Annotated in this window: 23 protein-coding genes, 1 pseudogene and 1 riboswitch; of the genes and pseudogenes, 15 read left to right on the top strand and 9 right to left on the bottom strand. The window is 58.6% G+C overall.

Annotated features, from left to right (window positions below; translation table 11 throughout):
- Positions 1-250: 250 nt before the first annotated feature.
- Genes thiC through thiS form a run of 6 tightly spaced genes read right to left on the bottom strand, consistent with a single transcriptional unit; the run spans position 251 to position 4,871 of the window.
- Positions 251-1,537: a phosphomethylpyrimidine synthase ThiC gene (gene thiC, locus DFT_RS19660; RefSeq protein ID WP_054032959.1), complete on the bottom strand. Its 1,287-nt coding sequence runs from the start codon at positions 1,535-1,537 to the stop codon at positions 251-253.
- Positions 1,538-1,551: 14 nt separating this feature from the next.
- Positions 1,552-2,211 carry a thiamine phosphate synthase gene (gene thiE, locus DFT_RS19655; protein ID WP_054032958.1) on the bottom strand — a complete coding sequence of 220 codons (660 nt, stop codon included), beginning with the start codon at positions 2,209-2,211 and terminating at the stop codon, positions 1,552-1,554.
- Positions 2,189-2,740 (bottom strand): sulfur carrier protein ThiS adenylyltransferase ThiF, encoded by a 552-nt coding sequence (gene thiF, locus DFT_RS19650; RefSeq protein ID WP_054032957.1) that lies wholly within the window; start codon positions 2,738-2,740, stop codon positions 2,189-2,191. The genes thiE and thiF overlap by 23 nt, the downstream gene beginning before the upstream one ends.
- Positions 2,737-3,846: a 2-iminoacetate synthase ThiH gene (gene thiH, locus DFT_RS19645; RefSeq protein WP_054032956.1), complete on the bottom strand. Its 1,110-nt coding sequence runs from the start codon at positions 3,844-3,846 to the stop codon at positions 2,737-2,739. The genes thiF and thiH overlap by 4 nt, the downstream gene beginning before the upstream one ends.
- A 31-nt stretch (positions 3,847-3,877) precedes the next feature.
- On the bottom strand, positions 3,878-4,666 hold the full coding sequence (locus DFT_RS19640) for a thiazole synthase (protein WP_054032955.1): 789 nt from the start codon (positions 4,664-4,666) through the stop codon (positions 3,878-3,880).
- Positions 4,667-4,670: 4 nt separating this feature from the next.
- Positions 4,671-4,871: a sulfur carrier protein ThiS gene (thiS, locus tag DFT_RS19635; protein ID WP_235506285.1), complete on the bottom strand. Its 201-nt coding sequence runs from the start codon at positions 4,869-4,871 to the stop codon at positions 4,671-4,673.
- A gap of 69 nt (positions 4,872-4,940) precedes the next feature.
- Positions 4,941-5,038: riboswitch (TPP riboswitch) on the bottom strand.
- Between the two features lie 835 nt (positions 5,039-5,873).
- Between thiS and DFT_RS19630 the strand changes: the two genes are divergently transcribed.
- Positions 5,874-6,905 carry a lipase family protein gene (locus DFT_RS19630; RefSeq protein WP_054032954.1) on the top strand — a complete coding sequence of 344 codons (1,032 nt, stop codon included), beginning with the start codon at positions 5,874-5,876 and terminating at the stop codon, positions 6,903-6,905.
- A gap of 189 nt (positions 6,906-7,094) precedes the next feature.
- On the opposite strand, the gene DFT_RS19625 is transcribed toward DFT_RS19630, so the two are convergent.
- The gene (locus tag DFT_RS19625) at positions 7,095-8,015 is read right to left on the bottom strand and encodes a UbiA family prenyltransferase (RefSeq protein WP_054032953.1); all 921 of its coding nucleotides are present in this window, start codon (positions 8,013-8,015) and stop codon (positions 7,095-7,097) included.
- 99 nt (positions 8,016-8,114) lie between these two features.
- Complete coding sequence (locus DFT_RS26345) at positions 8,115-8,804, bottom strand: sulfite exporter TauE/SafE family protein (RefSeq protein ID WP_054032952.1); 690 nt, start codon at positions 8,802-8,804, stop codon at positions 8,115-8,117.
- Positions 8,805-9,062: 258 nt separating this feature from the next.
- Between DFT_RS26345 and DFT_RS26015 the strand changes: the two genes are divergently transcribed.
- From DFT_RS26015 to DFT_RS19600, 4 genes are all read left to right on the top strand, one after another.
- Positions 9,063-9,629: a nitrous oxide reductase accessory protein NosL gene (locus DFT_RS26015; protein WP_054032951.1), complete on the top strand. Its 567-nt coding sequence runs from the start codon at positions 9,063-9,065 to the stop codon at positions 9,627-9,629.
- Between the two features lie 237 nt (positions 9,630-9,866).
- Positions 9,867-11,330 carry an ABC transporter permease gene (locus tag DFT_RS26010; RefSeq protein ID WP_054032950.1) on the top strand — a complete coding sequence of 488 codons (1,464 nt, stop codon included), beginning with the start codon at positions 9,867-9,869 and terminating at the stop codon, positions 11,328-11,330.
- On the top strand, positions 11,330-12,007 hold the full coding sequence (locus DFT_RS19605; protein WP_054032949.1) for an ATP-binding cassette domain-containing protein: 678 nt from the start codon (positions 11,330-11,332) through the stop codon (positions 12,005-12,007). The genes DFT_RS26010 and DFT_RS19605 overlap by 1 nt, the downstream gene beginning before the upstream one ends.
- Complete coding sequence (locus DFT_RS19600) at positions 12,004-13,041, top strand: hypothetical protein (protein WP_054032948.1); 1,038 nt, start codon at positions 12,004-12,006, stop codon at positions 13,039-13,041. The genes DFT_RS19605 and DFT_RS19600 overlap by 4 nt, the downstream gene beginning before the upstream one ends.
- 6 nt (positions 13,042-13,047) lie before the next feature.
- Here DFT_RS19600 and DFT_RS19595 read toward each other — a convergent pair whose 3' ends face one another.
- On the bottom strand, positions 13,048-13,209 hold the full coding sequence (locus DFT_RS19595) for a rubredoxin (RefSeq protein ID WP_054032947.1): 162 nt from the start codon (positions 13,207-13,209) through the stop codon (positions 13,048-13,050).
- 279 nt (positions 13,210-13,488) lie between these two features.
- Between DFT_RS19595 and DFT_RS19590 the strand changes: the two genes are divergently transcribed.
- From DFT_RS19590 to DFT_RS19550, 10 genes and pseudogenes are all read left to right on the top strand, one after another.
- Positions 13,489-14,088: a TetR/AcrR family transcriptional regulator gene (locus tag DFT_RS19590; RefSeq protein ID WP_054032946.1), complete on the top strand. Its 600-nt coding sequence runs from the start codon at positions 13,489-13,491 to the stop codon at positions 14,086-14,088.
- A gap of 2 nt (positions 14,089-14,090) precedes the next feature.
- Positions 14,091-15,592 (top strand): annotated as a pseudogene (locus tag DFT_RS19585) (SulP family inorganic anion transporter); the annotation flags it as partial.
- A complete protein-coding gene (locus DFT_RS27395) occupies positions 15,566-16,222 on the top strand; it encodes an STAS domain-containing protein (protein WP_369688339.1) in 657 nt (218 codons plus the stop codon). The pseudogene DFT_RS19585 and the gene DFT_RS27395, both read left to right, overlap by 27 nt.
- A 22-nt stretch (positions 16,223-16,244) precedes the next feature.
- Positions 16,245-17,465, top strand: a complete 1,221-nt coding sequence (locus tag DFT_RS19580; protein WP_054032945.1) for a response regulator — start codon at positions 16,245-16,247, stop codon at positions 17,463-17,465.
- 66 nt (positions 17,466-17,531) lie between these two features.
- Positions 17,532-19,289 carry a sensor histidine kinase gene (locus DFT_RS19575; RefSeq protein WP_054032944.1) on the top strand — a complete coding sequence of 586 codons (1,758 nt, stop codon included), beginning with the start codon at positions 17,532-17,534 and terminating at the stop codon, positions 19,287-19,289.
- A complete protein-coding gene (locus DFT_RS19570) occupies positions 19,270-19,644 on the top strand; it encodes a response regulator transcription factor (RefSeq protein WP_054032943.1) in 375 nt (124 codons plus the stop codon). The genes DFT_RS19575 and DFT_RS19570 overlap by 20 nt, the downstream gene beginning before the upstream one ends.
- Entirely contained in the window at positions 19,641-20,297 is a 657-nt protein-coding gene (locus DFT_RS19565; protein WP_054032942.1) for a histidine kinase dimerization/phospho-acceptor domain-containing protein, read from the top strand. The genes DFT_RS19570 and DFT_RS19565 overlap by 4 nt, the downstream gene beginning before the upstream one ends.
- A gap of 56 nt (positions 20,298-20,353) precedes the next feature.
- Positions 20,354-20,782: a response regulator gene (locus DFT_RS19560; RefSeq protein WP_054032941.1), complete on the top strand. Its 429-nt coding sequence runs from the start codon at positions 20,354-20,356 to the stop codon at positions 20,780-20,782.
- 370 nt (positions 20,783-21,152) lie between these two features.
- Positions 21,153-21,821, top strand: a complete 669-nt coding sequence (locus DFT_RS19555; RefSeq protein ID WP_054032940.1) for a PTS sugar transporter subunit IIA — start codon at positions 21,153-21,155, stop codon at positions 21,819-21,821.
- A gap of 44 nt (positions 21,822-21,865) precedes the next feature.
- A complete protein-coding gene (locus DFT_RS19550; RefSeq protein ID WP_054032939.1) occupies positions 21,866-23,593 on the top strand; it encodes a chloride channel protein in 1,728 nt (575 codons plus the stop codon).
- The last annotated feature ends 69 nt before the right edge of the window (positions 23,594-23,662 follow it).

The following is a 23,662-nucleotide window of genomic DNA, read 5'->3' as shown; positions in this document are numbered from 1 at the left end:
AACAAGGTGCACTGTGAGACCGCACGGCAAGGACTTCTATGGAATCTATCCTTTTTCAGGCCATCTTCAGACAACGTTCATGGGCCAGCAAAGGAGAAGGGGCAATTTTGGTTTGAAATCCTGACACATTTTGTCACATGTTTGGCGCTGGCGGACCAATCCATCGCCACATGCGTCTTCATCACTCAACGAGTCGGCCGGCACCCCATGTCTCGACCGCCACTTGGCGTGCCGCGGCCCTGCCGTGTCCTCAGCGCCCCTCAAGCACCTGTCGGCTGCGTTTGACGGCACACAAGTCACCGCACATGGTACACACGTTTTCATCCATGGGTTTGGATGATTCGCGATAGGCACGCGCCTTTTCCGGGTCCATGGCCAGCTCGAGCATGCGCGGCCAGTCCAGCTCCTTGCGGGCATGGCTCATGGCGTTGTCCCAATCCATGGCGTGGGGAATGCCCTTGGCGATATCGGCCGCGTGGGCCGCGATCCTGGCCGCCATGATGCCCTCCTTCATGTCCTCCCGGTCCGGCAGGCGCAGGTGCTCGGCCGGTGTGACGTAACAGAGAAAGTCGGCACCGTGGGCCGCTGCCAGGGCACCGCCGATGGCCGAGGTGATGTGGTCATAGCCGGGCGCCACGTCGGTTACGATGGGTCCGAGGACGTAGAACGGCGCACCGTGGCACAGCTTTTTCTCCAACTGCATGTTGGCGATGATTTCGTTGAGCGGCACATGGCCCGGCCCTTCGATCATCACCTGCACGTCGGCCTGCCAGGCCCGCTGGGTCAGCTCGCCCAGTACGATCAACTCCTGGATCTGCGCCGCATCGGTGGCGTCGTGCAGGCAGCCGGGGCGCAGGCCGTCGCCCAGGCTGATGGTCACATCGTAGGTGCGGCAGATCTCGAGCAGGCGATCGAAGTGTTCGTAAAAGGGGTTTTCCGCTTCATTGGCCTCCATCCAGTGCAGCAGGATCGAGCCGCCCCGGCTGACCACATGGGTCAGGCGTGGACTCTGTCGGACGCGTTGGACCGCCGTGCGGTTCAGACCGGCATGGATCGTGAGGAAATCCACGCCATCTTCGGCATGCAGGGCGACCGTGTCGAAGAAGTCGTCCACCGTGATACCGGGAACCTGTTTGCCATAACGGACCACGGCATCATACACCGGAACGGTGCCGATCATCACCGGGCTGATTTCAACGGCCCGGCGGCGAAAGGCGTGGGTATTTCCAAAGGTGCTGAGATCCATGATGGCGTCGGTCTTCAGGTCGATGGCCGTGCGCACCTTGTCCAACTCCAGCTCCACGTTACAGCAATCTTCCGAGACGCCGAGGTTGACGTTGATTTTGGTGCTCAATCCCTCGCCGACCCCCTTGGCCTTGAGGTTGGGGTGATGTTTGTTGGCCGGTATGGCGATGCGGCCTGCGGCGACCCGTTCGAGCAGCACGTTTCGTTCGATTTTTTCATCCGCGAGAATCTGCGCCATTTGCGGCGTGAGGATGCCGTTGCGGGCGGCTTCCATTTGGGTGGCATAGGACATGGTTGACCTTCTTTCTATTCAAGGTTGGCGATAATGTGGTTCAGTCCTCGCAGTCTCTCCGCGATGTCAGGGGCGCCCACGATTTCGGTGACCAGGGCGAAGCAGCGTGCGCCGTGGCGGGCGACCTCTCCGATGTTGTGCTGTTTGATGCCGCCGATGGCCACGATTGGCAGTCCGGCATGGGCGACGGCATGGTCGAGGTAGTCGAATCCCACCGGGTCGACCACGTCGGCCTTGGTTTGGGTGCTGAAGATCGGGCCCACGCCGATGTAGTCGGCGCCCAGGGCGGCGGCCTCGCGGGCCTGCCCTGGGGCATGGGTGGAGAGGCCGATGAGCATGCCGGGGCCGACCAGGCGGCGAACATCCGGGACCGGCAGATCGTCCTGGCCCACGTGAACACCGTCGGCTTCGACGAGCAAGGCGATGTCCACGTGGTCGTTGACGATGAACAACACTCCGGCCTCGTGGGTCAAACGCCGAATTTCCCGACACTCGTCGAGCATCTGGCGCTGGCTCTTGTAGGGGCGCTTTTCACGGTACTGGATGATGGGAACGCCGCCGGCGATCATGGCTCGGACCACCTCGATGTTGGTCCGGCCGTTGGAGAGCGCCTCGGCCGTAATAGCGTAGATACCTTTGGGTAGCTGGGGTTTATTCGATTTGGCAACACTCATAGTATCCCCCTTTTTCTAAAAGAACATGAGCCATCATGGCGGCCACGATGGTCACTTTAGGCGCAAAGCAGAGCGCCTGGCCAGCATCGGTGCTAAAATCGCCGATGATGGTGGCGTTGCCCAAACGGCGGGTGCCGATGCCGTCCAGATCCGGTCCGGCCACGCCACAGGCCGACACGATGGGTCGGCCTGTGGCGGCCAGCGCTTCCATGAGCCGTTTTTTGGCCGCGTGGTCGTCGAGGCCCTCGACCACTGCATCGCAATCGTGAAAGGTTGCGGCCATGTTGGCCTCATCAAGGCGCAGAACCATGGTGTCGAGGTGTAGATCAGGGGCGACGCGTCTCAAGTTGTCGGCCAGCGTCTCGACTTTGGTGCGGCCGATCTGATCGTGGAAGAAAAACTGCCGGTTGAGATTGCTCGCATCCACTCGGTCGAAATCGACGAGTTTCAACCGGCGCACACCGCCGCGTACCAACAAATGCGCCACGTTCGAACCGATGCCGCCTGTGCCTGCGATGCCGATTTTCATGCGATCAGGTCCCAATCTTTGTATACCGGCTGATATCCCTGGGCCGCAATGGCCTGGGCCACCTGGGCCACGCTGCGTTGGTCCGATATTTCGAATTGCGCTGTCTTGCGTTCGGCCGGACGCGCATAGCCGCCCACGCCGGTGCACGATCCGGCCGAAAGGCGCGTGACCCCCAGGTGGATGAGACGGTCCCGAAAACCGGCGCGCTCACGGGTGGAGACGGTCAACGCGGATCTTGGCATAAAGAGTCGCAGGGCCAGCAGGAACTGGACGAAGGCGCGGTCGTCGGCCGGGTGGGCGGGTTGGTAACCGCCTTCGGCCGGGTTGATGCGCGGCAGCGAAAGCCCGATTTCGGTCTCCAGAAAGCGGTCGTCCAGGTAACGGGCATGCAGACCGCACATGAACACGTCATGCCGTTTTTCGCCCAGCCCCACCAGGGGCCCGATGTTGACCGCCCGGAAGCCGGCCCGTGCGCCACGTTCCGGTGCGTCCAGACGGTTTCGGTAATCGGCTTTGCGGCCGGCCAGGTGGACCTGCCGGTAAACAGAACGGTCGTATGTTTCCTGATAGAGGGTCAGTCCGTCCGCCCCGGCTGTTTTGAGTCGCCGGTAGTCGGCCTTATCCAAGGGAAAGATTTCGATGGAGACCGACGCGAAATATCGTTTGAGCAGGCGCACGGCCGCCTCCAGGTAATCCATGGGCGTCGCCTGCAGGGATTCTCCGGTGAGCAGAAGCAAGTGCTGCATGCCGGTGCTGGCAATGGCTTGGGCTTCGCATTCGATCTCTTCGAGGGTCAATGTCTTGCGTTCGATGGCATGGGTCCGGTTGAAGCCGCAATAGAGACACTGGTTGCTGCAATAGTTGGAGATATAGAGGGGTATGAACAGCTGGATGGTGCGGCCGAAATACTGCACCGTGAGGCGCCGCGCCTTCTGGGCCATGGGTTCGAGGTGCCCGGCGGCCGTCGGGCTGAGCAGGGCGAGAAAATCCATGGGTTCCATTTTCTCTTTTGCAAGGGCACGTTCCACATCCCGATCGGTGACCTGGCCTAAAAAGCCATCAACGTCGAAATCTTCGTACTGTTCCACGACATCTATGAAAGACATGGCAACGACCGCATTGTTCCGTAGGTGAACGTTAAACGATATCCTCGATCGGATCCAAAAATCCGGTCAGGGGCGACGATGCCTGTGCCGTTCGGCTCTCTTCGGCCATTTTGGCCAGGTAGGCCATACGGCCGGCCTCGACGGCCAGCGAGAACGCGCGGCCCATGGCGACCGGATATTCGGCCGTGGCGATGGCGGTGTTGACCAGGACTGCATCGGCCCCCATCTCCATGGCGGCCGCTGCGTGCGACGGCCGTCCAATACCGGCATCGACCACCACCGGTACCCGGCAGTTTTCGATCAGCAGCGCGATCAACGGGGCGGTTTCCAGGCCCCGGTTGGACCCGATAGGCGCTCCCAGCGGCATCACCGCAGCGGCGCCGGCATCCTCCAGACGCTTGGCCAGCGGTAGGTCGGGTAACACGTAAGGCAGCACCACGAATCCCTCCCGGGCCAGCGTCTCGGTGGCGGCCAGGGTTTCATAATTGTCGGGCATCAGGTACTTGGTGTCGGTGATCACCTCGATTTTGATAAAAGGACCGCAACCCGCCTCCCTGGCGATGCGGGCGATGCGCACGGCTTCGGCGGCGGTGCGGGCACCCGAGGTGTTGGGCAGCAGGGTGACCGATTTGGGAATAAAGTCGAGGATGTTGTGGCTTTTGCCCCCCAGATCGATGCGCCGCAGGGCAACGGTGATCAGTTGGGATCCGCTGGCTGCCAGCATGTCGGCGATCCGGCGGTCATCGGCGAATTTGCCGGTGCCGGTGAAGAGACGGCTGGTAAATTCAAGGCCGCCGATGGTCAATGTGTCGTTTTCCATTGAATCAACCTCCCCCGACGAAGCTGAGCAGTTCCAGGGTGTCTCCCTCGCTCAGTTGGATCCGGGACCATTGGGGCTGCTTGACGATGGTGAAATTGTGTTCGACCACCAGTGCTTCGGGCCGCAACCCTTTGTCATGGACCAGTTGTTCGATCGTGCCCGCCCCCACAGACTCGGTTTTTCCGTTAATCGTCACGCGTATCACGGGCCCCCCATAAATCGAAAAGCCGCTTTCCCGGCATCGGGAAAGCGGCTTTCTGATTGAGTGGCAGGTGCTTTCATCAGGCCGCTTCCCTTCGCCGGTATTATCCGGATCAGGTTCTAAGGGTTGGAGAAATCCTCTCAGCGTGAATCGCACCCCTAGCGTATGATGGATTCACCTATAGATAAGTGAGGTGGATTTGTCAACCGGCTGGCGTGTGACCCAGTGATTCCTACTGAATGCTATTCATTAAGCCCGGCGCGGGTGGGGCAGGTGGCCGATGCCACACGCCAAGCGGTCAAGAGCCAGTAACATGCACGGCGGGCGGCCCAGAAACTCGCTGCGCTCAAACAGTCTGGGCCGCTTGTCCGCCGTTTGCATTTAACTGGCTCTAAGACCGCAGGCTCACGTGGCCCTGGCCACCCGCCCCGCCCACGCCTGCCATATCCGTTGCGATGCGAATTTTTTTAACAAAACACTTTTGATAAAACCGTAAAAAGTTCAAGATCAAGGCGTGCGAAATTCCGTGTCCTGAGGCGTACTTGTCTTACGCCGCAAGGACGACGGGATGAGCACAACGCAGATCTTGGGCTTTTTACGGTGACGTCACTTTTGGAATGCATGCCCTTCATTGTGAATCACTTTCAATTAAAACTGCTGCATGTGACCCAGTGATTCTAACTGAATGCCATGCATTAAGCCCAACGAGGATGGGTACTGTTTTAAAAGATATTGAAAAGGATGTCGGGTCCATGGTAAACACTTTTCATCCAGTTGGGTGCCATTCTGCGGCATCGGTATGTCAAGGCGCGCCGTCTCTCCCATGCGCTATCGTTCAATCGATCGCTGTCACTCCTGAATCATCGATACCGTTGGGTCGCCGCTTTAGAACCCATTTCAGAAGATCGGCGTTTGAATTGAGATTGACCTGAACGAATTGTCATCACGAGGAATCGATCCCTGTTTTGTTTCTGTTGGTAAACCTTGCAGAAATGGAGGGTCGGGATGCAGTTGTGTATGCAAGGCGCACATTTGCGCCGATATGCTTTCTTATTTGGTAAAGAAAGTCTACACGGAGAATATCACGGACTTTATGCGACGGGTCAGTGCCTCACCCGCGAAGAGAATTCTTTTTTATCAGATGATGTCCAGAGACCGGTGTTGCTCATTGGCGGCACCAGTATTACGCTAAATGATCAACACGAATTGATTCAACACTTGATAGCCAGCGGAATGACGGTGGCGGCGATCGATTATCCCATGGGAAGCTTGCTTGGACCGGCCATCCGGCCCAAGTTATTTCGCAAGAGTGCTTTCAAAGACTATGTCTCCAGACTCAAGGAAGACCGGCATGTCAAAGGGATTGACATCGTCGCCCATTCGTATGCCGCCTTCGAAGTGGTGCGAACCCTGATGTCAGATCCATTGGGTTACCGGTCCTGGGTGAAGAGTGTGCTTTTTATCAATCCGCCTGGATTCAGGAGAAAGATTGGTGCCGTCACCCATTGTTTGCGTTTCATTTTAGGGTATGTGCTTCTCGGTTGGTTAAAGATGTTCGCCCATATGGTCGGCTTGGGCCGCGGGCCGATCGGAGAAGACGACCCCTGGAAAACCATTTATATTCATCGCCAGATCTGCGGGATTGCCGCGATGGCCTCCAGGGCCTTTAAAGACCCGTTGCGTTCCTATCGCGAGGCACGTGACATCGTCAGCTTCAACATCCTTCCGGCAATGGCGGCCTTGAGCAGACAGTACGGATACGATCTCAACCTGTTTCTCAATGTGGACGATGCCATCGTGCCGTTCAAGGACACGTTAAACGCCGTTCTTGGCTTCCTGCCCGGGGAAAACATCGTGATTGCGCGGGGCGGGCATAATGACTTGATTTTCCAGGATTGGCAGCGGGAGTCGTTTACTTCGTTTTTGAGAAGGATACGGCGCAGGTCTATAGCGCACTCGAGGGCGCGTGAGGCCGGAGCAGAGATCGCTTTTAATGCCCGTAATCCAAAAGATCACCTTCCGCCAGCCCGGACCTGATCCGGGATCCAGCGCTATCTATGCCGTCCTCGCATTTCCCCGCAGGCGATGCGGCGTGAGATCGTCAAGGTGTTATAGAGGTCAAGTACTGCCTTATGGATTCCAACGGAGAGACCTGCTGTCGTCTTCCGTTTGGACCAGGCAAGGAAACGTGGAAGGCCGAGGTACTAGTTTCGGCAGCGAGTCCAATCAGTAGGCCAGCCGAACCAGCACAATCCCCAATATGGCGAGGGGATAATAACTGGCCTTGTTGAACAGCGTCATGGCCAACTCTCGTTTTTGGCGTTCGACCAGCAGCAGGGCCGGATGAAGCAGGAGAAGGACGTTCACGGCTACCACGACGATCATGGGCAGGATGCCGAAGGTGAGTGGCGAGACCCACAACAGGACGATGTTGAGAAAAAGCGTGGCCGTCAAACAGGCCACGATGACCAGCGTGGCCTTGTGCAGGCCGAGGCGCAGGGGGATGGTCTGAGCCTTGAAGTGACGGTCCTCTTCGATGTCGGTCCAGTCATTGGGGATATTCTGGCCGCCGATTTCCCAGGCAAACATCCATGCAAACAGGGCGATCAGGAAAAGTGGTGATGGCGAAGGGTCGACGGCAAAGACTGCTGCCACGGACCCGAGTGTTTTGACAGCGCCATTGACCAGGGCGCGCAGGGGGGTTACCCGCCAGAGTTTGCAGTAAAGGCCTTCGAGAAGACATCCGGCAAGAAAAATATAGAGGCACACCGGGTTGAGCCAGTAGGCGCCGGCCAGGGCGAGGATCGCCCAGCCCACGGCCCATGCGAGACCGGCTTTGAAACTCAGGGCGCCTTTGGCCATGGGATGGCGCATCATCACGCCGTCGAGGTAGTTTTCACCGTCGCTGTAGCCGCCGATATCGACTTTCTGCCGGTCGGTTCGCAGGTCGACCAGGTCGTTCAGCGCGTAAACCGCCGTGTATCCGGCAAATACCGTAACGATCCCTACCAGCGTCACCTGGATCGGCGGGAAATGGCCCAGACAAAGGAGAGCCGCCAATGCCGGTGCGGCCATGTCGATGATGCCGTGAGGGGTGCGGGACAAGGCCAGAAAGAGTTTGAGACGATTTTGGAATATCTGCGTCATGGGTGCGTCAGGTCCTTTTTTATGAGATCCAAGCACGCATACCGAAATTCATGGCAATAGTAAATACCTTCAATGGTTCAGAATCCCATTCAATGACAGCTAAGCGAGTGCGGTCCAGGCGTCGGCGAACAGCACGACCGCCATGCCGATCATGACGAGACCGGCGATCAATTCGGTTTGTATTTGATAGCGCCGCAACAGACGAGTCAGGCCGGTGCCGAGGAGCAGGAGGCCGGGCAGGGTGCCCAGACCGAAACTGCCGGCCAGGGCGGCGCCGGTGGCAAAACTTTCAGCGGCCAGGCAGCGGGTGAAGGCCCCGTAGGAAAGGCCGCAAGGCAGCAGACCGAGCATCAATCCCATGCCGAAAAGCCAAATCGCGTTGCGGCGGTCCAAGGAGCGCCGCATCAGGGTTTGGTATCCGGGAATCCGCTGAGGGGATGCCTTGACCATCCACGCGGGTTCATGGACCAGGCCGATTCGAGCCAGGCCCATGAGCAGCAGGCAGATCGCGGCAAATGCAGAGATGGCGATTTGCATGCGCGTGGTCCAGGCCAGGGCCGCCTGGGCGCCGCCGCCGGCCAATCGGACCAGACCCTGGTTGACGCCGCCCATGAGCGCACCGACCGCGCCGTAAGTCAGCAGGCGCCCCAGGTGGTAGATGATGTGGGCGGACCAGCGGCCATAACGGCCGGGCAGGGCGATGATCAACGGCCCGCACATGCCGATGCAATGCCCCGATCCCAGCAGCCCCAGCAGAAACATGGAAAGATGATCGACGCCGCTCTCCAAGGTTGGATGGCTCCTTTTCAGATGAACGAAGTTGTTTATATAGACCAAAAAGGGGCCGGTGGCCACCTGTCCAACCCGGGTCGGATCCAATGAATGACATTCAGTTAGAATTCCCGGGTCGTGAGGGCTTGGCTTGAAGCCTCTGTCAAAAACAGTTAAGGTGGATGGGCGATGAAACGACCCGCCTGAGGCCAACTTCGCTGGTTTCAAATGTTTCGAGCCGTTCGAATGGCTTTTTTTATCCTTGAAAGGAGAATCATGTTGAAACGACACTTCTTTTTTGTCGGGGTGTGTTGGGTTGCACTCTTTTGGGGCGTCACCGCCGGGTTCGCGGCCGATCCGGATGGTCAGGCGGCTACTGGCCATGGCCAGGGGCCCCATGCGGCGCTCAAGTCCTTGGATCAAAACGGCCGGATGCAGATCAGCGAGCAAGACCGCTGCCCGTTGTGCGGGATGTTTCCGGCCAAGCGGCCCAAGAGCGCTGCGGCCATGGTGTTGAATGACGGCCGGACCTTCTATTTTTGTGCCAACGGTTGCCTGTTGCGCGCCTGGCGCCAATCCGAGCGCCGCTTGAAGGTCCCGGTCCAGGGCATTCAGCGAATGGTCGTGCAGGACTATTTCAATGGCGCGCCCCTGGACGCCCATGAAGCCTGGTGGGTGGCCGGCTCCGATGTCATTGGCCCCATGGGACCTGCCCTGGTGACCCTGGGATCCGAACAGGAGGTGGCCGCGTTCAAGAAGCGCCATGGCGGCCGGCGCGTATTTCGGCTCAGGGAGGTCGACGACGAGTTGTGGGGGGCGTTATTCCCGTCAAAACAAAATTGACGGTACGGTAAAAGGTCATAGAAGCCTCATGCCGGACTTGATCCGGCATCCAGTAGCTATTGAAAATACTGGATCCCGGCTTCCGCCGGGATGACGGGGAAACCTGATTCCGGACTTCTAAGGAAGCGTCATTATTGTGGGCCGTTTCCTGGGATCAAATGTTTCACCGCGAAGCGGGGTAAGCCGCTTTTTACGAGCTCATCAAAATTGAACGGATTGAACGAGGGGCGGGAGACGATGGAAAAATCGATGCGGTGGGCCCGGTTGCTCGTATGGATCGCTGGAATGCTGCCGCTGGTGATCATCATGACCCTCACCGCCGATCGGTACTTACGGACCGGCCGGCAGGATCGCGCGGCACTGCGCTGGATGGCGGCCCTGGATCTCCCATCGCCGGCATTCTGGCCGGCCGGCACCTTTCAGCGCCACCCGCAATTGCTGCCGCCGGCCGTGGATGTACGGATGAGTCCACTCTTTGACTGGGACCGCGAACGGACGCCTGCTTCTTCCGTCGCCACGATAACCGAGATGCCGCACGCCATGTTCCAAACCACACATCGGAAATTCTGGTCCCCGGCCCTGGCCTCCTGGGCCGCCCGTGACCTGATGCGGCAACCTGCCTTTACCCTGGTCCTTTTTGTGGCCCTGGCGGCGGTGACCGCCCTGGCGGCCCTGGTGCTCCTGCTGCAGCAAACCCTGGCCACGGCCAGCACCCGTTTGCTCGAGCAGTCCCCCCATGTGGTGGTGCGGCGGGTGGGCGCCGGAGGATGGCTGCCCCTGGATGCTGAGACGGCGCGGGCCAGGGCAGCGTCCGTGGTGGGCGTGCTTCGTCCCCGGGCCCGTTTGTGGGGTGTGGTGAGCGGCCCGGAAGGTGCGGTGACACTGGTGGCCGTCGATGGCCGAGATCATATCGACTTGCCGTCCGGCTGCCCACTGCCGCAACCGGGACAAGCCTTGGCCGGCCCCGGTGTTTCAGGGGATGAAACGCCGGATCACATCTCCTTAAATGGTTCTGTTTCGCGTCTGCTGACGGTCATCGGGCAGTTGCCCCGCGGCGCCGGTTCGGTTGTTCACGACGTGGTCGTGGCGCATGCGGAGGATGTCCGGGCGCTGTTGGGGCTCGGTCCCGGGCAAGCCAGCGACCTGGCGTTGGATGTGTTTCACCCGGATGAAGCATCGGCACTGCTGCCGGAGTTGGCGGCCGCTTTCGACTGGCCCGTGCAGATCACCACCCGGCAGGAACAGCTGGGGCGTCATCTGGCTCATATTTCCCGCGCCACCGGCACGGCCTGCCTGGGCATCGGGCCGCTGCTGCTGGCGATTCTTTCAGTGGTGATGGCGGTCGGGATTTGGGGCCGGCGCAGCTGGGAGACGGGTGTGCTCAGGGCGGTGGGCTGGACCGGCGCCGACATGTTGCGCCTGCATCTGTATCGCGGTCTGCTGGTGGGGCTCCCGGCCATGGCCGTCGGCACCTTGATCGCCCATTTGCTGCTTTTTTGGCCCGGCATGACCTGGGTCCCACAATTGCTGTTCGGATGGAGCGGCCCGCCGCCGGGGTTCTACCTGTCTTCCGCAGGCAGCGCCGGCGCGTGGCTGCTGTCGATGGTGTTGGTCGGCGTGCCGTTCATGGCGGCCGTTTTCTGGACCGGATGGGGGGCGGCCGGTGCCGAGCCCGGCGACATTCTGGAAGGAGGCCGCTGATGCACCTTTCGGGACTGGCCTGCCATCAGTTGGGCTTTGCGCGGCCCGGCCGTAAACCGGTGCTGGAGATGCTTCAAGCCCGGTTTACACCGGGACAGGCCACGCTGATATCCGCTCCCACCGGCACCGGCAAAAGCACGCTGCTGCACTTGCTGGGCGGGTTGTTGCGGCCGACCAGCGGGGAAGTATGGGCCGACGGCCAGCCGGTTTCGCGATGGCCCGCACCTCATCGGGACCGATGGCGGCGGCAGGTGGGCATGGTGTTTCAGCATTTAAACCTGGTGCCGGATCTTTCGGTGATGGAGAACGTGCTGCTCCCCTGCATTCCCACGGCATCGTCCTACACGGCGCTGATCCAGCGGGCGGGGGCGCTGTTGAAACAGTTGGACCTGCCTGCAGCGGGCCGGGAGCCCTTGCAAACCCTTTCCGGCGGAGAGCGGCAGCGGGTGGCCATTGTTCGGGCCCTGATCACCCGGCCCCGTTTTCTGTTGATGGACGAACCCACCAGCTTTCAGGACGATGACGGCACCGCCAACCTGCTCATCCTTCTGGCCGAGGCGGCGGCCGATGACGCCTGTGTGGTGGTCTGTTCCCATGATGTGCGTCTGTGCGATGAGACCCGTATATTCGGGCAAAAATTTCGTTTGCACTCATCTCGCCTGGAGCCCGATCCATGACCTGGCATCCGACGGCCCTGGCGATCTGGCTTCTCGATATCACGGCCTGGCTGATTTATATGGGTGCCGCCTGGCGGCTATTGCGGATCTTGCCGAACTGGCAGCCGTTATCTCTTGACGCCCAGCAACTCTGGTGTGAACGTGCCCTTGAATTGACCCGTTATCAGGGGCGTTGGGTGGTGTTGCTCCTGGCCGCGGCTTTCGTGCTGCTGGTGATCGGCATCAGCAACCTGTGGCCTTCCCTCGTGCCTGGCGCCATGTGCGGAACGGGCGTGCTCCAGGCCATGGGCGCACCCGGTGCCCGGACGCTGCTGTATCGCGCGCTGACCCTGGGAGTGCTCTACGTCTGGCTCGTGGTGGTACAGATCGACGGCTGCCGACCCGAAGGGTGGCTCTCTTTGTTGCAGGCGAGGTTGCTGCTGGTGGCGTCGCCATTTATGGTGCTGGGCACCTGGAGCCTGGCCCAGGCCCTGCCCGCCTTGACAACGGAGGTGCCGGTCAGTTGCTGCGCTGTGCTTTACGATCAGGTTGGCGGCCAGGGGTGGGTCACCGCCTGGACGACAGACCTCATGTCGTCCAGGGCGTGGTTCTGGTCCTGCATGGCGGCCAGCGGCGTCATGACGGTCTGGGGCGCTTTGCACGGGTGGTGTGGGCGGATCGGAAAGGGCGTTATTGCCATCTCGGCCGGTTTGCTGCTGCTATGGCTCGTGGCCGCATTGAACGGATTGAAATTCGGTATCGCACCCTATGTCTACGAAGTGCTCGGCCATCCGTGTCCGTGGTGCTTCTTCCTCACGGCGCACCATGCCGTGGGATTCGTTTTTTACGGTCTGGTGGCCCTCGTGATCTGTGAAGCCCTGGCCGGTCTGGTCGCCGTTTCGGTTGGCCGACACAATCCTGCCCTGTACCAGGACGCACGCCGTCGTTCACAACGCGCCGGCCGTCGTATCATGTGGTCTTCACTTCTTTTTTGGGCGAGCACCGCCGCACCCGTGGTGCTCTGGCGGGTGCGTTTCGGTGGCTGGATCGACTGATGCCGATCAGTCCTCCAGCCGTTCAAAAAACTCCTTTTCCGCGCCGCATTTGGGGCAGACCCAGTCATCGGGCAGGTCCTCGAAGGCGGTCCCGATCTGGATGTTGTGTTCGGCGTCGCCTTCTGCTGGATCGTAAATGTAGCCGCACGGACATTCGTATCTTGCCATCGTCGTTCTCCTTTGAGTTTCATTTCTGGCAGGGTTGAATAATTCCTCCTCGATAATTCAACGAACATGCCAGGCCCGAATAATAAATTCGTGCACCAAATTCCTTATGAAAAACAATATGTTTTTCCATCTCGGCGAATTTTTGCCGATTTGAGGGCACAATGTATCGCTGTTTTTCGATCCACTTGTGTCTCATATGTCTCGCAAATTTTCGGTTGACAGCAGCAGACCTGTAAGATACTGACTGAGCACTCAGTTAAATTTTATGGGATCGCTGCGATGTCCAAAAAGGCCGAAATTTTGCTCACCGCTACCCACCTGTTGGCGGTCAAAGGATACAAGGACGCCTCCATGGCCGAACTGGCCAAATCCACCGGCGTGGCCCAGGGCACCATTTTCTATCATTACAAAAACAAAGAAGAGCTCTTCCTGGCGATCTTGAAGGCATTCCAGGAGGATATCGTCGAAGAGTTCTCCCGCTACCGGCGGGAGCACCACTTTGCCAGCGGCCTGGAGATGGTCGAGGCGGTGATCGGCTTCTATCTGCAGATGGCCTCCCAGATGGAAGATCGTTTCATGCTGCTGCACCGCCATGACGCCTATGAGCTGGCAAGGGTCAACCCCACCTGCCATCACTATTTGGAGGCGATTTACAACTGCCTGATCGATATTTTTGAAAGGGCGGTCGCGACCGGTCAACAGGACGGCTCGATTCGCAAGGGGCCGGCGCGCCGCATGGCCATGATCGTTTTCACTATGGTGGATGGATTGGTCCGTTTTCACACCCACAATCTGTACGATGCCGGTGTGCTCTACGATGATGTGGTTCAATCGTGTCGCACCATTTTACAAAATCACGTGTCGCCAACCAGGAGCTGAAGATGCTTGCCAAAGTTTTCCCCTTTATCGAATGGTTCAAGGACTACAAATTCAGTGCGTTCAAGATCGACGCGATCGCAGGGCTGACCGTGGCCCTCGTGTTGATCCCCCAATCCATGGCGTATGCCCAACTGGCGGGCATGCCGGCCTATTACGGGCTTTACGCTTCGTTTCTGCCGCCCATGATCGCCGCCCTGTTCGGTTCCAGCCGTCAACTGGCCACAGGACCGGTGGCCATCGTGTCGTTGATGACGGCGGCGTCGCTGGAACCCCTGGCCACGGCCGGCAGCGAAGGGTATATCGCCTATGCCATCATCCTGGCCCTCATGGTCGGCATATTCCAATTGGCGCTGGGGGTGCTTAAACTCGGGCTGGTGGTCAATTTTCTCTCCCACCCGGTGGTCAACGGCTTCACCAATGCGGCCGCCATTATCATCGCCTCGTCCCAGCTCTCCAAGATGTTCGGTGTCTATGTGGACCAGGCCGGGCACCATTACGAAACCATCTGGCGGGTGATCCAGGCGGCCGGTCATTACACACACTGGCCGACCCTCTTCATGGGTGCGTTGGCCTTTGGCATCATGTACGGGCTCAAGATGCTCAATCCCCGCATTCCCAACGTTCTCGTGGCGGTGGTGGTGACCACCCTGATCTCCTGGACCATCGGTTTCGAGCACAATGTCAAGGTGGATCGCAGCCAAATCGAGTCCCAGGAGGTCCAGGAGCTGCTCGATTCATTCAATGCCGCCACCTCTGAAATCGCGGCGCTCGCCAGGCAGCGAACCGAGGTGAGCGCAGAATTGACCGAAGCGGCCAACGCTGGCGATACCCTTGGCACCATCGATGCCCAGCACGACATGGACATCATCAACGCAAAGATAAACCGCCTCAAGGAGGAGTCCCATGTCGCCCGGGAACGGATGCGCTACCTTATTTTCAAGGGCGTGCCTCAGGGCGATCAGGGGTTGCGGTTCTATCCATCTGAAGCCGTGCCGGCCGGGGCGGAAACCGACGGCCGCCGTTGGCACATCAAGGTGGGTAACGCCGCCATACCGACGGAGGCCATCACCATGATGGGCGGCGGCGCTGTGGTCGGCACCATCCCCAAAGGGGTGCCCACCCTCTCCATTCCCAAGATCCAGTGGACGGTCGTGGGACACCTTTTTCCCTTTGCGGTCATCATTTCACTGCTTGGTTTCATGGAAGCCATCTCCATTGCCAAGGCCATGGCTGCCAAGACCGGTCAGCGTCTCGACCCCAACCAGGAATTGATCGGACAGGGACTGGCCAATATCCTTGGCGCCATCGGAAAGAGCTATCCGACCTCCGGATCGTTTTCGCGTTCGGCGGTCAACCTGCAGGCCGGCGCCGTAACGGGGCTCTCCAGCGTGTTTACCAGTATGACCGTGGTGATCGTGCTGTTATTTTTACCCCGTTATTGTATCATCTGCCCCAATCGGTGCTGGCCGCCGTCATCATGATGGCGGTGATCGGCCTGGTGAACGTTTCCGGTTTCGTGCATGCCTGGCATGCCAAATGGTATGACGGCGTGATTTCCATTATCTCGTTTCTGGCGACCCTGGTATTCGCCCCCCATCTGGACAAAGGCATCATGATCGGTGTGGTCTTGTCGCTGGGCGTCTTCTTGTACAACAGCATGCGTCCGAAGGTGGTATCCCTCGCGCGGGCTGCGGACGATGCATTGCGCTGCGCCAGCACCCATGGCTTGAAAGAGTGTGAATACATCGCGATGGTGCGTTTCGACGGCCCGCTCTTTTTCGCCAATTCCAGCTACCTGGAAGACAAGATGATGGAAATCCTTCGGAACAAGAAGAAGTTGCGGCATATTATCCTCGTGGCCAACGGCATCAACGATATCGATGCCTCGGGCGAGGAGACGCTTTCGTTGTTGATCGACCGATTGCGCAGCGCCGGTGTGGACATCTCGTTGAGCGGTGTGAACGAAGCCGTGCTCAAAGTGCTGCGCAACACCCATTTGCCGGAAAAGATAGGTGGGGATCATTTGTTCCCGACCATGGAAAAGGCTATTGCCGCGGTGCACCCCCAAGCCCATAAAGAGAGTAGTGAGCCGACTTGTCCATTGTTGACTGTTTGTCATCTCGTAGAAAATTAATGACTGTGAATGGGAGAAGACCATGTCCATCATTTCATTATTCAGCGGCAGTTTCTGTGACGAAGAGATCGTTTTGCGCGCCATGGCCGAACAGACCGGCTATCGCCTGGTTGGTGATGTCGATTTGATCGAGCGGGCCGGCCAGCTTGCCGGCATGTCCGAAGCCAAGGTCGAGCGTGCCTTTGCAGCCCAACCCTCGGTGTTCAATAAATTCACCCATGATCGTGAGCGGGCTATTGCCTATCTGCGACTGGTGACCGCCCAAGCCATCGGAGAGGACGGGTTGATCGTCAACGGATTCGTCAGTCATCTGATCCCTTCCAGGATCAGCCATGTGCTTCGCATCTGTCTCATCGCCGATTTGAAATCACGGCTGGTCAAGGCCATGACGACCATGAATGTCCCGGAACCGGACGCCCTCAAACTGATCCATAAGCAGGATGAAGATCGGGCCGCATGGGTTCAAAGCTTGCGGGAGATTTCCGACCCCTGGGCATCGGATCTGTATGACATGGTGCTGCCCACGGACAAACTGGCCCCTGAGGAGATTGCCCGTGACATCGCCAAAAACGCGGCTTCGGATGTCGTTCGCCGAACGGCGCGGAGCGATGCAGCCGTAGCCGATTTTCTGCTGGCCGCAGAAGTGGAGGTGGCCCTGGTCAACCAGGGACATCAGGTGATCGTAAGCGCCAAGGATGGTGTCGTGACCTTGACCATCAACAAGCACGTGTTGATGCTCAGCCGTCTGGAAAACGAACTGAAAACCATTGCCGGCAAGGTGCCCGAGGTAAAGGAAGTGACCACCAAGGTCGGCCCTGGCTTTTACCAGGCCGACATTTATCGAAAACAGGATTTTAATATGCCTTCCAGAATTCTTTTGGTCGATGATGAGCGTGAATTCGTGCAAACCCTGTCCGAGCGCCTGCTCATGCGTGATTTGGGGTCCGCCGTGGCCTATGATGGCGAGTCGGCCCTGGAGGTGGTGCGCGAAGATGAACCGGACGTGATGATCCTGGACTTAAAAATGCCGGGAATCGATGGTATAGAAGTATTGCGCCGGGTCAAGGAGACGCAGCCCGAGATCGAGGTGATCATCCTGACCGGCCACGGCTCCGACGCGGACCGGGAAACCTGCATGCAGCTGGGTGCATTCGCCTATCTGCAAAAGCCGGTGGATGTGGAGGAACTCAGCGCGACCATCAAACGGGCCAATGAGAAGATTCAGCGCAAGCATACGAAGTAACCGGCGGTAATTTAGCCCCAGGCGTCCTGTGGCGACATTACGGCCGGCCAAAATGAGATGAACCCCATGCCGGTACGCAACTTCATACCAGGTTTCTGGAACGTTCCCGATCACTTACCGGGGGCCCCCAGATACCTGTTCAATTATCGCCGCATCTGGAAATTGTCGGTCCTGCTCACCGGGGTGGTGGCCTTGCTGCCGTTGATATTCATCACCCTGGTGGATTACAAGGTGACCGAACAGGCCTTCGAATCCGAGTTCCGGTCCACCACGGCCCGGGTGGTGGCCAATACCCAGCGCGCCATCGGTTTTTTCCTCATCGAGCGACGTGCGGCCCTCGATTTCATTGTACGGGACAATCCTGCGGATGACCTGGGCGATCCGATTCGTCTGGCCTTCATACTCGATGCCCTGCAGAAAAGTTTCGGTGGCGGATTCGTCGATTTGGGCGTTATCGGGTCCAGCGGCGAGCAGGAGGCCTATGTGGGGGATTTCGAGTTGTATGACAAGGATTACCACGAGCAACCCTGGTTTCAGCAGGTCGTCGAGCGCGGTGTCTATGTCAGCGATATTTTCCTCGGATTCCGGCAGGTGCCGCATCTGGTCATTGCCGTCAAGCAGACGATGCCCGATGGGGACTTTCAGATTTTAAGGGCGTCGGTCGGGATCTCGCCGTTTGAGGATCTGCTTGCCAACCTGGAACTGGGAGGTCTCGGTGATGCTTTTATCATCAACCGAGACGGGATCCTGCAGACCAATTCGCGATACCATGGTCAAGTACTGGATTACTTGGATTTGCCTATTCCTGAATTCAGTTCGGCCACCGAGCTGGTCGACGCGGTCAATCCCGAGGGGGAAAAGCTGTTGATCGGCTATCGTTTCATTCAGGATACCCCGTTCATCCTGATGATTGTCAAAAAGAAGCAGGACCTGATGCGCTCGTGGCACCGTACCCGTCTGGGACTGATTCTGTTTCTGGTCATCAGCGTGACCTTGATCTTGGGGGTGATCCTCGGCACGGCCACCTATATGGTCAACAACATGTACGTGGCCGACGAAAAACGCCTCGTCAGTTTGCACCATGTGGAGTATGCTAACAAAATGGCTTCCATTGGTCGCATGGCGGCCAGCGTGGCCCACGAGATCAACAACCCGCTGGCCATCATCGGTGAGAAGGCCGGGTTGATCAAGGACCTGTTCACCTTCAAGAAGACCTATTCGGCCGATGAGAAGCTGATCGGCCTGGTCGATGCCATCTCGGCCTCGGTCAAGCGGGCGGGCCGGATCACCAAGCGGCTGTTGACGTTTGCCCGCAACCTGGAGGCCACGGTCGAAGAGATCAATGTGGGCGAGGTGGTGTATGAGGTGTTCAGTTTCATCGAAAAGCAGGCCCAGGTACGGGAAGTGCAGATCAATATAGAGGTGTCTCCCGAAGCTGCGACCATTCAAAGCGATCGGGGTAAACTCCAGCAGATCTTTCTGAATATCGTCAACAATGCCTGTGCGGCGGTGCCCAACGGCGGCCATATCAATGTTCAGGTTTTACCTTCGGCGGGTACCCGGGGCGTGACCGTCAGGATCAGCGATGATGGTTGCGGTATCCCCAAGGAGGACCTGAATCGGATTTTCGAACCCTTTTTCTCTACCAAAACCGGGCAGGGTGGCACAGGACTGGGGCTCTCGATCACCTATAGCCTGGCGCATGAGATCGGCGGTCAGATCGCGGTTTCCAGTGAGGTCGACGTGGGCACCACCTTTGAAATACAACTGCCGATGACCATGCCGCCCCGGAAAGGACGAAACGATGCGCGTACTGCTGGTTGACGACGAGGTGGATTTGGCCTCTGCCCTGGCGGAAAGACTCGATTTGCGCGGTATCAAGGCCGATTGGGTGACTACGGCCCAGGCAGCCATAGATAAAGCCGATGCGGTCGATTACGATCTGGCCATACTGGATGTGAAAATGCCCAAGATCGGTGGGCTGGAACTCAGGGAGCGCCTCCACGAACGACATCCCCGCATGAAGTTCATCTTCGTGACCGGCTATGGATCGGAGATGGACTTCAACAAGGTCAAATGCCAGGAGGGCGAGACCTGCTACATGGTCAAGCCCGTGGATATCGAGGATCTTTTAAAGCGGATGAAGGAGTTGATAGGGGACATTGGAGGCGACCAATGACCACCACCACGGACTTGCCCGGCTGGACCGGACTGCAGTTTTTCGGCCGTACGACGGCATCGGTGTCCCACGAGTTGAAAAACGCGCTCGCGATTATCAAGGAAAATGCCGGCCTGCTGAACGATTACCTGTTGATGGCTGAAAAGGGCACACCGCTTAAACCCGAACGCCTTAAAATATTGGCCGATCGCATCGACCAACAGACCCGCCGGGCCGACACGCTGATCAGACATCTCAATCGCTTCGGACACAGTATCGACGAACCGCTGACCACGGTCGACCTGAACGACGTCGTTTCGTTGCTGGCCGCGTTGACCCAGCGGGAAGTCTCCATGAAGCAGGCGACGCTGCAGTTGTCGATGGGAGAATTGCCGATGACGGTCAAGACGGCGCCATTTTGGCTGTTGACCTTTTTGGGTCATTGTATGACATTTAGTTTAGAGGTTTTGGGTCCGGAGAAGGTGTTGCATCTGCAAGTCGAAAAAGTCGAGGATGGGGCACGAATTCTTTTTTCACCGCTTTCCGGGTTGAAGGGGGCGGACAAGGGGGAATTTCCCGGAGAAGCCGAAAATGTTTTGCTACAATCGTTGGATGCAGCGTGCCACATCGATCCCGATGCGGGAACGCTTCTCGTGAACCTGTCGAATCGTTGATCTCCTGTCTGCCCGCAACGGGGTCAGATGGGTAGGCGGCCGAAAGGAGGCACCATATGGCAGAAAAAATTTTACTCGTCGATGATGAAACCGATTTCCTGGAAGTCATGTCCGAACGCATGAGCGCCCGGGGCATGGAGGTGACCACGGCAGAATCGGCCCTGGATGCGCTGGAGCAGGTCGAGAAAGGTGGATTTGATGCCATTGTGCTCGATCTGATGATGCCGGGTATGGACGGATTGGAAACCCTGAAGGCGATCAAGCGCAAGAGGCCGGAGTTACAGGTGATCCTGCTTTCCGGGCATGCCACCCTGGAAAAGGGGATCGAGGCGATGAAGCTGGGTGCCATGGATTTCGTGGAAAAACCTGCGGATATCGATGCGCTGACCGAGAAAATTCACCAGGCCAGGGCCGAGAAAATGGTGTTGGTCGAAAAACAGATGGAAACGAAACTGAAAACTATCATCAACGCCAGGGGTTGGTAGGCGCATTTCGACGACAGCGTCAATCTGAAAATTCAGAACGGTGGGCTCTCTTTTCGTGCCCATCCTGAAACGGCACGGCCGGTTCGGCGCGCGACCTTGGCTCCCGAAGCCATGAGGGGGTCGACCGACGCAGCGCAGTCATGGGCTCCGTTTGAGGATGGGCACGACTGCGCTGGCCCTGCCCGTTTGCCACGCTTCCGGAGTTTGAATTCGCTTGCCCTGTGGCATCGGCCACCTGTCCCACTCACGCCGGGCTTAATGAATAGAATTCAGTTAGAATCCCTGCCCTGCCGGCGATATGGGATTGACTTTTTGGGCAAAATGTATTGGGTTAGGTTTTTTTGTTTTAATCGTGGATGGGAAAGAACGCATGCCTGTGGAGCTCACCATAAAAGAAGTCGCCACGCGCCTGAGCATCCCCTTGGAGACGCTTCACCGCTGGGTGCGCCAGGGGAAAATTCCCATGCAGCGCAACCGGGGCGAGTATGTGATCCGGCAGGAGATGTTCGAGCGATGGGCCGACGAGCACAAACTCAGCATCCACGAGACAGCGGGTGCCGTGCAGCCCAGCGAGGAGGCGGCCTTCGACGGGGTATTGCCGGCCATGCAACGGGGGGGCATCTTTTATGGCCTGACAGGGGACAGCAAAGAGGCGGCCTTGCAGGCCGCAGTGGCCAACATCCCCAACCTGGAGCGGATCGATCGCAAAATCGTTTTCGAAAAATTGATCGAACGGGAACAACTGGCTTCCACGGGCATCGGTCATGGGATCGCGCTGCCCCATCCCAGGGCCAATCCGGGTGTCGGTCTGATGCTGCCGCAGATCAGCACCTGTTTTTTCGCCCGGCCTATCCCATACGATGCCATCGATGGCCAGCCGGTTTCCGTGATGATGGTGCTGCTCAGCGGGTCGACCAAGCTGCATCTGACCCTTTTGTCCAAGATCTCTTTTTTCCTTCGCAACCGTTCGTTCCGGGATTATCTGCTGACTGCGCCGCCTGCCCAGGCGCTCTTGGACAGGTTGGCCGAGATGCAATGACCCATCGTTCAAACCGCAGCGTACATAAGGGTATGTGATTCAACATGAGCGAACGCGGCATGCTGAAAGCGGCCAGGCGCAAATGGGCCGTTTTTAGATCCGATGACCGTTTGATTGTCATTGCCATGGCCGGTCTGGTGGGCGCCTGCAGTGGTCTGGCGGCGGTCGCTCTGAATCGCTCCCTCCATTTCATGGGTACGGCGCTGCACACGTTGCATCATCACTGGTGGGGTGTCGTCCTGCCGGCCGTTGGTGCCACCCTCTCGGCAATATTTCTCAATGTTCTGATGAAAGAACGCGCCGGTCACGGGGTCCCGGAGGTGGTCTATGCGGTATCGCGCTATGGCGGTCTGCTGCGGTTTCGATCCAGCTATTCGCGACTGGTGTCCAGTTGCCTGACCATCGGGAGCGGCGGTTCGGCAGGTCCGGAAGCGCCGGTCGTGATCAGCGGGGCGGCCCTGGGCTCCAATATCGCCAAATTTTTTTCACTCAAAGAGCGGCAACGCATCACGCTGGTGGGATGCGGGGCGGCCGGCGCCATCGCTTCGATTTTCAATGCGCCGATTACCGGACTGGTCTTCACGGTCGAGGTGATTCTCGGTGAATGGCGGTCGTTCAATATCATTCCCATCGCCATCGCCGCGGTGGCGGGGACCGAAGTGAGCCGGCTGCTCCAGGGGAATCAGATTGTTTTTCCTCGTCAGCACTACACCATCGGGTTGCCCGATATCGCCGCCAGTTTCGGCGTGGTGATAGTGGCCACCGTGGTTTCCGTGGTGCTGGGAAGAATGCTTAAGGGCATGCATGGGGTGGCCATGCGAACCCCCATTCCGCCATTGGTCCGTCCGGCCGTCGGCGGGCTGGCCGTGGGCCTGCTCGGGATCTATCTGCCGTTTGTGCTGGGCGAAGGCTATCTCTCGGTGCAGCAGATGATCCAGGGTACTTTTTCCCAGGGCCTCCTGCTGGCCGCCCTGGTGATGGCGGCCAAGATGCTGGCCACGGCCTTGACGCTGGGTTGGGGTGGATCGGGCGGTATTTTCGCCCCCAGCCTGATGATCGGCAGCCTCGTGGGCCTGGTTTACCACCGTTTTCTCAGCTGGATCATGCCCACGGCGATCCTCAGCAACGAAGGCTGTTTCGCCCTGCTGGGAATGGCCGGGCTGTTGAGCGGCATTTTGCAGGCGCCGTTAACCGGCATTTTTCTGGTGGTGGAAATCACCGGCGGGTATGATGTGATCCTGCCCCTGATCATCGTTTCGGCATTGACCTCCACCTTTTGCTACTATATCGAACCCGCGTCATACTATCTGCGGGACCTGATCGAGAGGGGCCAGTTTCTCCGTCCGGGCACCGATGCCCGGGTGCTCTCCGATCTGGCCGTACGAGAATTGGTCAAAGAGGTTCCGACGCTCTTGCGCGGCGATATGTTGCTGCGTGAATTTCTGACCATTCTCGAGCAGTCGAAGGAACACCTGTTTCCGGTGGTGGACCCGCACAGCGGGGCCTACCAGGGCATGATTTTTGTGGATCGCATCCGGCCATTCCTGTTCGATCGCCAGATGTACGGCGTTCTTATGATCGAACAACTCATGGAGTCGAACGTGCCTACCGTGGCGCCGGATGACGAACTCTCCGAAGTGCTTTCGCTTATGGAGCATGAGGATCTGGAGGCCTTGCCGGTGGTCGAGAATCGCCGTTTTGTCGGGTTGCTGTCCAAGTCCACGCTGCTCGATCATTACCGCAAGGAGCTGATCGTGCAGGCCGGAAACTGATGCTCCAGCTTTTTCAATAGGTTCTGGATGCCGGCGTTCGCCGGCATGACGCTTCTACGACTTTTTACG

The sequence above is a fragment of the Desulfatitalea tepidiphila genome, assembly GCF_001293685.1.
Lineage (GTDB): Bacteria > Desulfobacterota > Desulfobacteria > Desulfobacterales > Desulfosarcinaceae > Desulfatitalea > Desulfatitalea tepidiphila.
The sequence above is the reverse complement of the archived record's forward strand: the minus strand, read 5'-3'. Positions and strand labels throughout refer to the sequence as shown.

Excerpts from the sequence above, each read along its gene's own strand:
- thiC (WP_054032959.1), bottom strand. The coding sequence starts at position 1,537 with ATGTCCTATGCCACCCAAATGGAAGCCGCCCGCAACGGCATCCTCACG.
- thiE (WP_054032958.1), bottom strand. The coding sequence starts at position 2,211 with ATGAGTGTTGCCAAATCGAATAAACCCCAGCTACCCAAAGGTATCTAC.
- thiF (WP_054032957.1), bottom strand. The coding sequence starts at position 2,740 with ATGAAAATCGGCATCGCAGGCACAGGCGGCATCGGTTCGAACGTGGCG.
- thiH (WP_054032956.1), bottom strand. The coding sequence starts at position 3,846 with ATGTCTTTCATAGATGTCGTGGAACAGTACGAAGATTTCGACGTTGAT.
- DFT_RS19640 (WP_054032955.1), bottom strand. The coding sequence starts at position 4,666 with ATGGAAAACGACACATTGACCATCGGCGGCCTTGAATTTACCAGCCGT.
- DFT_RS19630 (WP_054032954.1), top strand. The coding sequence starts at position 5,874 with ATGCAGTTGTGTATGCAAGGCGCACATTTGCGCCGATATGCTTTCTTA.
- DFT_RS19625 (WP_054032953.1), bottom strand. The coding sequence starts at position 8,015 with ATGACGCAGATATTCCAAAATCGTCTCAAACTCTTTCTGGCCTTGTCC.
- DFT_RS26015 (WP_054032951.1), top strand. The coding sequence starts at position 9,063 with ATGTTGAAACGACACTTCTTTTTTGTCGGGGTGTGTTGGGTTGCACTC.
- DFT_RS26010 (WP_054032950.1), top strand. The coding sequence starts at position 9,867 with ATGGAAAAATCGATGCGGTGGGCCCGGTTGCTCGTATGGATCGCTGGA.
- DFT_RS19605 (WP_054032949.1), top strand. The coding sequence starts at position 11,330 with ATGCACCTTTCGGGACTGGCCTGCCATCAGTTGGGCTTTGCGCGGCCC.
- DFT_RS19600 (WP_054032948.1), top strand. The coding sequence starts at position 12,004 with ATGACCTGGCATCCGACGGCCCTGGCGATCTGGCTTCTCGATATCACG.
- DFT_RS19595 (WP_054032947.1), bottom strand. The coding sequence starts at position 13,209 with ATGGCAAGATACGAATGTCCGTGCGGCTACATTTACGATCCAGCAGAA.
- DFT_RS19590 (WP_054032946.1), top strand. The coding sequence starts at position 13,489 with ATGTCCAAAAAGGCCGAAATTTTGCTCACCGCTACCCACCTGTTGGCG.
- DFT_RS27395 (WP_369688339.1), top strand. The coding sequence starts at position 15,566 with ATGATGGCGGTGATCGGCCTGGTGAACGTTTCCGGTTTCGTGCATGCC.
- DFT_RS19580 (WP_054032945.1), top strand. The coding sequence starts at position 16,245 with ATGTCCATCATTTCATTATTCAGCGGCAGTTTCTGTGACGAAGAGATC.
- DFT_RS19575 (WP_054032944.1), top strand. The coding sequence starts at position 17,532 with ATGCCGGTACGCAACTTCATACCAGGTTTCTGGAACGTTCCCGATCAC.
- DFT_RS19570 (WP_054032943.1), top strand. The coding sequence starts at position 19,270 with ATGCGCGTACTGCTGGTTGACGACGAGGTGGATTTGGCCTCTGCCCTG.
- DFT_RS19565 (WP_054032942.1), top strand. The coding sequence starts at position 19,641 with ATGACCACCACCACGGACTTGCCCGGCTGGACCGGACTGCAGTTTTTC.
- DFT_RS19560 (WP_054032941.1), top strand. The coding sequence starts at position 20,354 with ATGGCAGAAAAAATTTTACTCGTCGATGATGAAACCGATTTCCTGGAA.
- DFT_RS19555 (WP_054032940.1), top strand. The coding sequence starts at position 21,153 with ATGCCTGTGGAGCTCACCATAAAAGAAGTCGCCACGCGCCTGAGCATC.
- DFT_RS19550 (WP_054032939.1), top strand. The coding sequence starts at position 21,866 with ATGAGCGAACGCGGCATGCTGAAAGCGGCCAGGCGCAAATGGGCCGTT.